General features: G+C 66.8%; 8 protein-coding genes. 5 read left to right on the plus strand and 3 right to left on the minus strand.

All coding sequences use genetic code 11. The features are described 5' to 3' along the window. On the plus strand, positions 1-262 hold a 262-nt coding region (locus tag RT424_RS22600; RefSeq protein ID WP_313442831.1), incomplete at its 5' end, for a hypothetical protein. Positions 263-379: 117 nt separating this feature from the next. Here the strand turns inward: RT424_RS22600 and RT424_RS22605 are convergent. Both RT424_RS22605 and RT424_RS22610 read right to left on the minus strand, forming a co-directional pair. Next, positions 380-1,738, minus strand: a complete 1,359-nt coding sequence (locus RT424_RS22605) for a HAMP domain-containing sensor histidine kinase (RefSeq protein WP_313442833.1) — start codon at positions 1,736-1,738, stop codon at positions 380-382. Next, positions 1,719-2,393, minus strand: coding sequence for a response regulator transcription factor (locus RT424_RS22610; protein ID WP_207080800.1), 675 nt, complete (start codon positions 2,391-2,393; stop codon positions 1,719-1,721). The genes RT424_RS22605 and RT424_RS22610 overlap by 20 nt, the downstream gene beginning before the upstream one ends. A gap of 189 nt (positions 2,394-2,582) precedes the next feature. Between RT424_RS22610 and RT424_RS22615 the strand changes: the two genes are divergently transcribed. The 3 genes from RT424_RS22615 to RT424_RS22625 are packed head-to-tail and all read left to right on the plus strand — an operon-like array spanning position 2,583 to position 7,707. After that, positions 2,583-3,836, plus strand: coding sequence for a TolC family protein (locus RT424_RS22615; protein ID WP_207080799.1), 1,254 nt, complete (start codon positions 2,583-2,585; stop codon positions 3,834-3,836). Further along, on the plus strand, positions 3,833-7,000 hold the full coding sequence (locus RT424_RS22620) for an efflux RND transporter permease subunit (RefSeq protein ID WP_207080798.1): 3,168 nt from the start codon (positions 3,833-3,835) through the stop codon (positions 6,998-7,000). Before RT424_RS22615 ends, RT424_RS22620 begins: the two co-directional genes overlap by 4 nt. Continuing rightward, positions 6,997-7,707 (plus strand): VIT family protein, encoded by a 711-nt coding sequence (locus tag RT424_RS22625; protein WP_207080797.1) that lies wholly within the window; start codon positions 6,997-6,999, stop codon positions 7,705-7,707. The genes RT424_RS22620 and RT424_RS22625 overlap by 4 nt, the downstream gene beginning before the upstream one ends. Before the next feature lie 134 nt (positions 7,708-7,841). Here the strand turns inward: RT424_RS22625 and RT424_RS22630 are convergent, their stop codons facing one another. Continuing rightward, positions 7,842-10,799, minus strand: coding sequence for a Tn3 family transposase (locus RT424_RS22630; RefSeq protein WP_099231083.1), 2,958 nt, complete (start codon positions 10,797-10,799; stop codon positions 7,842-7,844). Positions 10,800-10,937: 138 nt separating this feature from the next. Here RT424_RS22630 and RT424_RS22635 point away from each other — a divergent pair, with 138 nt between their 5' ends. Continuing rightward, positions 10,938-11,498 carry a recombinase family protein gene (locus RT424_RS22635; protein ID WP_099231134.1) on the plus strand — a complete coding sequence of 187 codons (561 nt, stop codon included), beginning with the start codon at positions 10,938-10,940 and terminating at the stop codon, positions 11,496-11,498. Positions 11,499-12,076: the final 578 nt, after the last annotated feature.

Genomic DNA, 12,076 nt, shown 5'->3' on the forward strand with positions numbered 1-12,076 from the left:
GCGGCCAGGAGCGAGGAAGGCGTGCGCAACGGGCGGAGCTGGCCGGGATCGGGGCCTCTACAGCTTGTTCTTCCGCGTCGCTCCGGGCATCGCGCCAACCGATGGCTGCTTTATGCGTGATGGTGCTTCGCTGCTCTATATCGGCACCGCTGGTGCCGACCTCGCCAAAGAAGGGAATCTGCGCAACCGCCTCTGGGTGTCGCCGGTCTGGGCGAAAGCGGGCGCGGCAAAAAGGCACGCGACCAGCGCGAGCGAAGCGTAACGCATCGTTCCTGTTCCTTCGATAAGGGGCTCAGCCGGGGGGAATGGAGTTCGGCTCAGGCCGTGAGTCGGCGAACGGTGAACGCGACCCCCGGCATAGGGTTCTATAAATTTATGTTTATTTTGCCGCGCCGGGGCAGATGATCGAGACGGTACTCCCCTGCGCGGCGAAGGCCAGGTCGAAGCCGTGCAGATCGACGATCGCCTTGACCAGCGGCAGGCCCAGCCCGACGCCCGGTTGGTCGGCGCGTCCGCGATAAAAGCGTTGCAGGACCAGCGCGCGTTCGGACGGAGGCACGCCGATACCATCGTCGGCGACGCCCAGCACGATGTCGCGGCCTTGCATCCCCAGCGTGACGCGCACCATGCCCCCGGGAGGGCCGAACTTCATCGCATTGTCGATCAGGTTGGAGACCGCCTCGATCAACAGGCTGGCATCGCCTTCGACCGGGGGCACGGGGTCGACCGTGTGGGACAGAGCGATACCACGATCCTCGGCGGTTGGGCGGTGGAGATCGCACGCATCCTCGACCAGCTGCGCCAGATCGACCGGCGCGAAGCGACTGCGGCGGGCGTGATCCTCCAGCTCGCGGATGCGCAGCAACGCAGCGACGATGCCCAGCAGCTTGTCGACATCGGCGAGCGTCGCCTCGGCGGTGGCGGCAAAGGCCGCGCGGTCGTCATCGTCGCGCATCCCCCGCTCGACCCGCGCGCGCAAGCGCGTGAGCGGCGTGCGCAGCTGGTGCGCGATATCGTCACCCACCCCGCGTACGTCGGCGACGAGCAGTTGCAGCCGGTCGAGCATCAGGTTGATGTCGGCGCAGAGCAGCCCGAAACTGTCGGGATCGCTCGGCACGCGCAGCCGCCCGGACAGGTCGCCGCCCATGATCCGCTCGGTCAGGCGACGGACCGCATCGACCTGCCGCGCCGCGCGCCGCCCGGCGATCAGCCCGAATACCAGCGCCATCAGAATGCCCGGCACCAGCCCGACGAGCAGCGACTGGCCGACCAGCCGCATCGACGCGACCGTGTCGTCCAGATCGACCCCGACCAGCAGACGCGTCCCGTCCGCCATCGGACAGACCTGCACCCGTGCCTCGTCGCTGTGCTCGCCCGGCAATTCGGTGGGCGCGATCGAGGCGACGAACGAGGCGGCAGGGGGCTGCCCCGACGGTAAGCGCGCGACGTTACCCGCAATCCGTCGGCCATCGGCATCAAACAGCGCCAGGAACAGATCGCGATGAATATCACGATCCAGCTTTTCGCGAAGCTCTTCGGGCCGCTCCTCCGTTGGTGTCAGGCGGAAGAAGGTACAGTCGTCGCTTAAGCGATGCTCGATCTCACGCCGGTGATTGTCGTTCGCCAGAACCCAGAAGACCGCCGCCAGCGCCAGCGACTGCAGGACCAGCATCGCCGCCAGCGTGCTGCCCCAGCGCCAAGTCGCCCGCGCGCGCGGATCAGTGAAAATCGAAGACATAACCCTGCCCCCGCACGTTGCGGATCAACACCGCCTCGCCCTCGCCGTCCACCTTGCGCCGCAGGCGGCCCATATGCACGTCGACGACATTGGTGTTGGGCTCGAAACTATAGCCCCAGACATCCTGGAGCAGCATCGATCGGGTGATGATCCGACCCGGCCGTCGGACCATATAGTCGAGCAGCTTCAGTTCGCGCGGCAGCAGGTCCAGGTCGCGCCCGGCCCGCGTCGCGCGTCCGGCCAGCAGGTCGAGATCGAGCGGCCCGGCGATCAGCCGTGTCTCGCGCGTGTCGTTGGGACGGCGCAACAGCGCCTCGACCCGCGCGATCAGTTCGACCAGCGCGAACGGCTTGGGCAGATAATCGTCGCCGCCTGCGCGCAGGCCACGCACCCGGTCGTCCAGGCTGCCGAGCGCGCTCAACACCAAAGCGGGGGTGCGCCGCCCCTGCCCGCGCAGATCGGACAGCAGGTCCAGCCCCTCGCCATCGGGCAATTGCCGGTCGAGGATCAACAGGTCGAAATCCGCGTCTGCGATCGCCCGGGACGCGACCGACAGGCTGGCGGCATGACACACGTCGTGCCCGGCGGCGGTCAGCTCGAGCATGATCTCGTTCGCCGTGCCGGCATCGTCCTCAATCACCAATATCCGCGTCATTCCACGCTGATCACAACACACGTCCGCCTGCGTCAATGAAATTGCGGTTTAGTATTGATAGTCATTACCAGCATCAAAGCACCGACCACCAAGAATATCGTCGCCAGCCTTCCCTAAATCGGTATTTAGTCGACGTTCCCGGGAGAACCGCCTAGCGCGGCAGGACGGACACACCGCGCAAGGACCGACATGCGGATCACGGCTTTGGCAGGACTGGCGGCGGCGGCGATGGCCACGCCCGCATCGGCGCAACAGGCGATGACGCTGGACGCGCTGGTCCAGAATGTCGTCGCCGGCAATCCCGAGCGGCAATTCTATCAGCGCCAGATCGAAACGGCAGGCGTCGAGCGCGAGGCCGCCGGGCGCTGGGCCGACCCGGAAGCGGTGGTCGAATTCGGCCAGCGGCGCGCGCAGGACCCGACCAGCGGCGCGGTCACCGGTGAGGGGCTGACCTATGCGGTGTCGGTCGTGCAGCCGATCGAATTTGGCGGCCGCATCGCGCTGCGCCGGGCGATCGCCGACGGACAGGTCGGGCTGGCGCGGATCGGGTTGCAGCAGTTCGACGCGACGCTGGCCGCGCGGGCTCGGTCGCTCGGCTATGGCCTGTTTGCCGCGGACGAGAAGGCGGCGGCGGCGCGCGAGGTGGCGGGGCGGATGCGCACGCTCGCCCGCGTGATCGTCGCGCGCGATCCGGCGGGCCCTTCGCCCCAGCTGGAGGCCGCCTCGCTCCAGGCCAGCGCGATCAGCGCCGAGCGCACCGCCGCCGCCGCCGATGCGGAAGCCAATTCGATTCTCTACGAACTCAACCAGCTGCGCGGAGCGCCCTTCGCCGCGCGCATCCGCATCGTGCGGCCCGACATGTCGCTGCCCGCCCTGCCTTCGGGGCAGGTGCTCGCCGACCGGGCGAGCGAGAATAATTTCGAACTGAAGGCGCTGCGCGCGCAATTCGCGCAACAGGGGCTGCGCGTCGACCTCGCCCGCAAGGCACGCATCCCGACGGTCAGCGTCGGCCCCTATTTCGACCGCGCCCGCTCCGACATTCGCGAGACCAATTACGGTGTCCGCCTGTCCACCACCATCCCGCTGTGGAACCGCCAGGCGGGCGATGTCGCGATCGAACAGGGCAAGCAGGCGCAGGCGAACGCGACGCTTATCAACGCCGAACGGCGGATCGCGCGCGACGTGTTCGACCAGGCCGCGCAATATGACGCCAAGCGCGAGGCGCTGGCGAAATGGGACGCCAATGCGCCGCAGCGTTTCGCGCAGGCCGCCGCCGATGCCGACCGCAACTACCGCCTGGGCGCGATCCCGCTGACCACCTACACCCAGATCCAGCAATCCTATGTCGAGGCGGTGAACGCCGTGCTCGACACCCGGCGTGAGGCGCTGGAGGCGTTGCTCCAGCTCCGCGCGCTGAACGGCGGAGCGGCGCTGGCCCGATGACGCGCTGGCTCGATCTCGTTACCCGCCACCGGCTGGGCGTGGCACTGGTCGCGGCGCTGATCGCGGCGATCGGGCTGTGGTCCTTCGCCAATCTCCAGATCGACGCCATCCCCGACATCACCGGGGTTCAGGTGCAGATCAACACCACGGTCCCGGCCCTCGCGCCCGAGGAGATCGAGCGGCTGGTGACCCTGCCCATCGAACGCGCCATGGGTGGCCAGCCGGGGCTGGACCAGACGCGCTCGCTGACCAAGACCGGGCTGAGCCAGGTTACGCTGCTCTACAAGGACGGCACCGACCAGTTGAAGGCGCGCCAGCTCGTCACCGAACGACTGGCGGCGGTGCGCGACCAGTTGCCGCCGGGCAGCACGCCGCAGCTGGCGCCGATCACCACCGGACTGGGCGAGATCTTCTACTATACGCTCGAATGGCGAAAGCCGCCGCCGGGACTGGATGCGCAGGCCCAGTTGATGGCGCTGTACGAGGCGCAGGAATATACGGTTCGCCCGATGCTGCGCGCCGTGGCGGGGGTCGCCGACGTCAACTCGAACGGCGGGCTGGAGGAGCAATATGTCGTCGAGCCCGATCCCGTCCGGCTGACCCTGCACGGCGTCACCGCGGGTGAGCTGGCCGCGGCGGTCGCCAAGAATGTCGAGAATGCGGGCGGCGGAATCATTCGGCGCGGCGCCGAGCGCTTCACCGTACGAACCGATGCCCGCGTGATGACCGCCGAGCAGATCGCCGCCATCCCGGTCAAGTTCGCGGGCGGCGTCCTACCGCTGCAGGTACGCGACCTCGCCAGCGTCGTCACCGATGCCGCCCCGCGCCAGGGGGCCGCGACCCAGAATGGCCGCGAGACGGTGCTGGGCACGGTCATGATGCTGGTCGGGCAGAACAGCCGCGAGACCGCGCTGCGGGTGCAGGAGGCCCTGCCCGGCATCTCCGCCGCCTTGCCCAAGGGCATGGTGATCGACCGGCAGTATAGCCGTGCCGATCTGGTCGATCAGACGATCCATACCGTCGAGCGCAATCTGGGCGAAGGTGCGCTGCTGGTCGCGATCGTCCTGTTGCTGGTGATGGGCAACTGGCGTGCGGCGCTGATCGTGGCACTCGTCATCCCGCTCGCCTTCCTCGTGACGGTCAGCGGGATGCACGCCATCGGCCTGTCGGGCAATCTGATGAGCCTGGGCGCGCTCGATTTCGGGTTGATCGTCGACGGGGCGATCGTGGTGGTCGAGAACAGCCTGCGCCTGCTCGCCCTGCGCCGCGCCGAGAAGGGTGAGGATCTGACGCCCGACGAACGCCGCGAGACGGTGGCGCGCGCCGCCCGCATGGTGGCGCGACCGACCTTTTTCGGCATCGCGATCATCGCGCTCGTCTATGTGCCCGTGCTCAGCCTGGGCGGGGTCGAGGGCAAGCTGTTCCAGCCGATGGCCCAGGCGGTGATGCTGGCGATCGTCGCCGGGCTGCTCTGGACCTTCACCGTGGTGCCGATGCTGTCGGCCTGGGCTTTGCGCGCGCCCGCCCGTGCGCATGGCGAAGAGGCCAAGGGCTTCGTCGCGGTCGCCGAGCGCGTCTATACCCCGGTGCTGGAGCGCTCGCTGCGCCATCCCGCCATCCTGGTCATCGGCGCGCTGGTGCTGCTTGCAGCGGCGTTCCTCGCCTTCAAGACGCTCGGCTCGCAATTCACGCCGCAGCTCGACGAGGGCGCGATCACCGCGATGGTCTATCGCCCGGTCGGCATGTCGCTGGAACAGAGTCTCGCCATCGAACAGGCGACCGAGCGCGCCATCCGTCGCAAATTCCCGCAGGTCAGTCACACCTTCTCGCGCATCGGCACCAGTGAGGTTGCGACCGACCCGATGCCGCCCAATGAGAACGACCTCTATATCTTCTATGCGCCGGTCAAGGACTGGCCGACCGGCGACGGCATGCCCCGCACCAAGCAGGAGCTGATCGCCGGGATCGAGAAGGTCGCGCGCCAGGTCTACAAGGGCCAGAACTTCGAATTCGCCCAGCCGATCGAAATGCGCTTCAACGAGATGCTGGAGGGCGTGCGCGCCGACGTCTCGGTCAAGATTTACGGCGACGATTACGACACGCTGGAACGCGCCGCCGGACAGGCCAAGGCGATCCTGGAGAAGCTGCCCGGCACCGAGGGCGTCGAGTTCGAAACGGCCGGGCGCCCCAAGAGCATCGTCGTCGAGCTCGACCGCGCCGCGCTGATCCGCCTGAACCTGGGGGCGCAGGCGGTCAACGACGCGATCCGCGACGCGCTGGCGGGGGCGGAGGTCGGCTTCATCCCGCACGGCCCCGCGCGCCATGCCATCGTGATCCGCATGCCCGAGTCGCTACGCGCAGACCCCGCCGCGATCATGGCGCTGCCCCTGCGGGTCGGCGACTATGGCATGGTGCCGCTCTCGCGTGTCGCCCGGTTGAAGGAAACCCGTATCGTCGAGCCGATCCTGCACGACGACACCAACCGCCGCGCCGCGCTGATGGTCAATCTGTCGACCAGCGATCTGGCGGGCTACGTCCAGCGCGCGCAGTCGGCAATCGACGGGCAGGTCAAGCTGCCGCCCGGCTATCGCATCGAATTCGGTGGCCAGTACCACCAGCTTGAGGCCGCGCAGAAGCGCTTGTCGATCGTCGTGCCCGCCGCGCTGATCCTGATCTTCGCTTTGGTCTATGCGGCGTTGGGCAGCGTGCGCGAGGCGGCGATCGTCTATACCGGTATCCCGTTCGCGGTGACCGGCGGCGTGCTGGCGCTGTGGCTGCGCGGCATGCCCTTCTCGATCACCGCCGCGATCGGCTTCATCGCGCTGTCCGGTATCGCCATGCTCAACGGGCTGGTGCTGATCGACCATATCAATTCCCTGCGCGACGGGCGCGAGGGCGATCCGTTGCCCGCCGAGGACGCCGTGCGTCGCGGGGCGCATGATCGGCTGCGTCCCGTCCTGTCGACCGCGCTGGTCGCCTCGGTCGGGTTCATTCCGATGGCCATCGCGACCGGCTCGGGCGCGGAGGTGCAGCGGCCGCTGGCGACCGTGGTCATCGGCGGGATCATCACGTCGACGATCCTGACGCTGATTCTGTTGCCCAGCCTCTACGCCTGGATCGAACGCCGCCGACCCACTGCATCCCGTCACGAGGAAACAGCATGAGCGACAACAATCCCTCTGCCATGGGCGAACAGCATCTGGTCCATCGCACCGGCTGGCTGCGTGCCGCTGTGCTTGGCGCGAATGACGGGATCATCTCGGTCTCCAGTCTGATCGTCGGCGTCGCCGCCGCCCCCGGCGCGACCGCATCCAATATCCTGCTCGCGGGAACGGCCGCGCTGGTCGGCGGGGCGCTGTCGATGGCGGCGGGCGAATATGTCTCGGTCAGCTCGCAGGCCGACACCGAACAGGCCGATCTGGCGCGCGAGCAGCGGGAACTGGTCCGAGCGCCGGAACAGGAGACGGCCGAGCTGGCGGCGATCTACGTGTCCCGCGGCGTCACGCCCGCCTTGGCGCGACAGGTGGCCGAAGAGATGATGGCCCATGACGCGCTTGGCGCGCACGCCCACGACGAGCTGGGGCTCAGCGACGATCTGGCGGCGCGGCCGATCCAGGCGGCTCTGTCATCGGCGGCATCGTTCACGGTCGGGGCCATCATACCCGTCCTGATCGCCGCCCTCGCGCCACGATCCCTGGTGAGCATGGCGGTTTCCGTCGCCGCGCTCCTGCTGCTCGCCGTGCTGGGCGCGCTGGGTGCAAAGGCCGGTGGGGCTCGCCTGCTTCCGGCCATCGCGCGTGTCACCTTCTGGGGCGCGATCGCGATGGGCGTGACGGGGCTGATCGGCCATGCCTTTGGCACCGCGATGTAGGGCGCGCGTGCGGCAGGTGATCGTGAAAATCGAGCTGCGCTCGGAACTTAGGCAAGGATGCACAGGGCTGACTACACGAAAGTGCGTTTTACGTACGCCAGGGGGGAACCTTTGGCGAACGCGGGTGAATGGCATCATGCGGCCAGGAGCGAGGAAGGCGTGCGCAACGGGCGGAGCTGGCCGGGATCGGGGCGGCTTTCGACATTCCAGCGATAGTCGCCGGTGAGCGAGATATGCTCCCATCCCAGCGGGGCGATATGGCGCGCAACGTCCTCCGGGATCGCCAGCGCCCCGACCGCCCGTTCGAGATAGCGGGTGTTCCACAGGATGATGGCGGCCACGAGGAGATTGAGGCCGGAGGCGCGATAGGTCTGGTTCTCGAACCGCCGGTCGCGCAGCTCGCCGAGCTGGTTGAAGAAGAGCGCGCGGGCGAGCGCGTTGCGGGCCTCGCCCTTGTTGAGACCGGCCTGGGTGCGCCGGCGCAGGTCGAGATCGCGCAGCCAGTCGAGCATGAAGATCGAGCGCTCTATCCGCCCGACCTCGCGCAAGGCCAGCGCGAGTCCGTTCTGGCGTGGGTAAGCGGACAATCTGCGCAGCATCGCCGAAGCGGTGGCGGTGCCGCTGCGGATCGAAGTGGTGAGGCGCAGCAGTTCAGCCCAATGGGCGGCGACATGCCCGATGGCTACCGGATCGCCGGTCATACCGGCCAGCAGCGGCCCCGCTTCCTGGCCCGGCAGTAGATGCAGGCGCCGGTCCTTCAGGTCGCGCAGGCGCGGCGCGAAGCGGTAGCCGAAGAAGGGCATGAGGCCGAACACATGGTCGGATGCGCCGCCGGTATCGGTGTAATGCTCTTCGATCGACAGGCCGGTGGCATGGTATAGCAGCCCGTCGAGAACATAGGGAGCCTCGCCGGCGGTCGCCGCGATCACGCGGCTCGAGAACGGATCATATTGGTCCGAGACGTGGGTGTAGAAGCTGACGCCGGGTTCATTGCCGTTGCGCGCATTGATGTCGCCGATCGCGGCGCCGCGCCCGCCCGCATGGAAGAGCTGGCCGTCACTGGAAGAGGTGGTGCCGTCGCCCCACAGCGCGGCCAACGGCACGGTGCGGTGAACGTCGATCAACCGCCCCAGCGCCTCGCTATAAGCGGCTTCGCTGATATGCCAGTCGTGCAGATGGGCGAGCTGACGCAGGGTCGCGCCCTGACAGGTCTCGGCCATGCGCGTCAGCCCGAGATTGATGCCATCGGCCAGGATCACGGTCAGGAGCGCGTTACGATCGTCCGCCACGCGACCGGAGCGGCGATGGGTGAAGCACTCGGAAAAGCCAGTCCAGCTATCGACCTCCAAAAGGAGATCGGTGATCTTCACGCGTGGCAGCCGATCATAGGCGACGCGGCGCATATTCTCTGCATCCGGCGGCGTGATCGCCTTGAGCGGGGATACGACAAGGCCATTGTCGTCAAGGCGCACCTGGGGCAGTTCTCCCTGTCGAGCGAGGATCGTCACCCGCTCGATCGCGGTGTCGAGACTGGCGCGGCGACCGGCGACGAAGCTGTCGAAATCAGTATCGATCGCCAGTGGCAGCGGTCCTCGCGCGCGCATCGCATCGAAGGTTGCAGGCGGCAGGAGATAGCTGTCGAAGGCGCGATAATGACGGCTCGCCGCCACCCATATGTCGCCGGCGCGCAGCCGGTCGCGCAGTTGGGTGAGCACGCACAGCTCATAGGCGGCGCGGACGACCACGCCATCGCGCAGCACGAACGGCCGCCATGACGGCGGCACGAAGCGGAGCGGTGGGTTATCGGGCAGGCGCCGTCGTCCGGTGCGATAAATGTCGGCGATCAGCCGAACCGCATCGAGCAAGCCCTGCACCGCACCGGCCCCGCGAAACTCAAAGGCGTTGAGGAACGGCCCGATCACGGAGCGCAGCGAGCGCTGCCGTTCGATCAGTTCCGCCGTGCGGTCGATTGTTTCCGGCGCGATCAGTAGCTCGGCGTCCACGACCGCCGTTCCCAACCTTTCCCAGTCGATCGAACTGATGGCGGCAAGAGAATCGACGCCTCGCGCCCGCGCGTCGAGCAATGTCCGGCATGAGCCGGTGAGCAGGCGAAGCTGCGCCTGCAATGACCGGATCGTGCCGATCGCCTTGTCCTTGGTCCGATTCTCGGCCCGTCGCATCATGCTCCCCAGGAGCTTGTCCATCATCGTCAGCACCGCATCGGTCAGGCTTTCCTCAAGCCGGATGCCGGCAGCGACAAGGATCGCATGACGGCGTAGGTCGGGCAGTTCCGCCAGATGCTGCGGCGTGATGCGCGCCGCCTCGTCGGCGATCCGGTCGAATGCCGCCTGCGGGATGGTCGCGGCGCGCGAGGCCGCCAGGCCCAGCGCGCGAACTTGGTCGAGCCGTTCGATCAGTCGCAGGATATTGCGCGGGGCCGGCGATAGGGGCGGGTTGCGCAGCCATGAGAGCCAGGTCGCGCTTTTGTCGTCGCGCCGCGACAGGAGGGCGTCGAGCGTCGCGCGTTCGGGTTCGCCGAGATCTCCGGCGAGCACGTCATGGACCAGATCTCCGGCCTGCTGCCGCGCCCGTCGCACTATCGCCTCAATCACCGTCACGGGCGGCAGCAGCAATCGCCGGCGTCGCATCTCGTCGATGACGATGCCCGCAAGCCGCGAGGACTGGGTGACGGTCTGCGCGATCGGCATGGCGAACGCGACCAGCGCGTGGAAATCCGCACGACTGAAAACGAGATGACCGAAGCGCCGCGACAGGTCGGCGAGGTGCGACCGCCGCGTTTCGTCGCGGCGGGCATAGTCGCGCCATGATGCGGGCGACACATCCAACTGATGGGCCACGAACGCGAGGATCGGCATGGGCGGCACTTCGCCGGCTTCCAGCACGCGCCCCGGCCAGCGCAGATACAGCATCAGCATCGCATAGCCGAGACGGGTGACGTCGCCACGCCGGGATGCGATCAGTTCGAGGTCGTCACGGGTCAAGGTGAAGTGACGCGCGATCTCGCGTTCATCGAGCGACGGATCATAATGGCCCGCAAGCATCTCGCGGGTTAGCAGGTGTCTTCTGGCCAAGGTCGAACCCCTCCATGTCGCTGTCCGTCAGACGTCCGTTGGACGGTCACTGGGAATGTGTCCGTCAACTCTGGACGTTCGATGGCGATTCGGACAAGATCGCATTATGATGGGAAAACGGACAGTATGGGGCGGCCCGTGGCGCTGATCGGCTATGCGCGGGTATCCACCCCCGACCAGAAGCTCTCGCTTCAGCACGACGCACTGGAGCGGGCAGGATGCGACCGTGTTTTCGACGATCATGCGTCGGGCGCCAGGACTGACAGGCCCGGTCTTGCTGAAGCGCTGGCCTATCTGCGCGCCGGCGACACGCTGGTGGTGTGGAAGCTCGATCGGCTCGGCCGCTCGATGAGCCATCTGATCGAGAAGATCGGTGAATTGGCGTCGCGGGGCATCGGGTTCCGCTCGCTCACCGAGAACATCGACACAACCACGCCGGGAGGCATGCTGGTGTTCAACATCTTCGGCTCCCTCGCGCAGTTCGAGCGCGATCTGATCCGCGAGCGCACCCAGGCGGGTCTGCGCGCCGCGCGCGAGCGCGGCAGCAAGGGCGGTCGCCGCCCTGTCGTCACTCCCGACAAGCTGCGCAAGGCCCGGGCGCACATCGCAGCAGGCCTTACTGTGCGGGAGGCCGCCGCCCGCCTTAAAATCGGAAAAACCGCCCTTTACAAAGCGTTGGAAGGCGCAACGGCGGAATAGCTATGGCACCAAATATCGATCAGATCCGTTACCACGCTACACCAGCGCGGTCCCGCGTAGACGCACGTATTCGGGTTATCATGGGAATCTACATAGCCTGCTTCGGCCTCGGTTTTTTCAATCATGCGCGAGACTTTGTAGCATACGGATGGAGGCCCTATGATTGGGGACCATTTCAACTCGAGCTATTTTGGACATCACTGATATTCTTAGACGCGCTTGCTATTGTGCTACTTCTATCGCGCTTCAGACGGGCGGGATTGGTTTTGGCCGCGTCAATAATGATCGGTGACGTCGCTGCAAACACCTACGCTCTGGTAGCTTTGAGCATTCCGGCATTTGGCTTTTCGGTGCCGCTTCAGGCAACGTTTTTGGGCTTTATCCTAGGCTCGCTACCGTTCGTTTGGCCCGCAAAACCTTCTATGTTCCGATGAGCGCTGGCGCCTGTAGCAGCCTTCCCCCGTAATCGTACTGCATTCGTTCGTGTATCGCGTACGTAAAACTCACTTTCGTGTAGTCACCCCATGAGGGTCAGGAGGTCATTGCCCGAGGACTCGATCGTGTTGGCATATTTGATC

Origin of the sequence: Novosphingobium sp. (assembly GCF_032093395.1) — a bacterium.
GTDB lineage: Bacteria > Pseudomonadota > Alphaproteobacteria > Sphingomonadales > Sphingomonadaceae > Novosphingobium.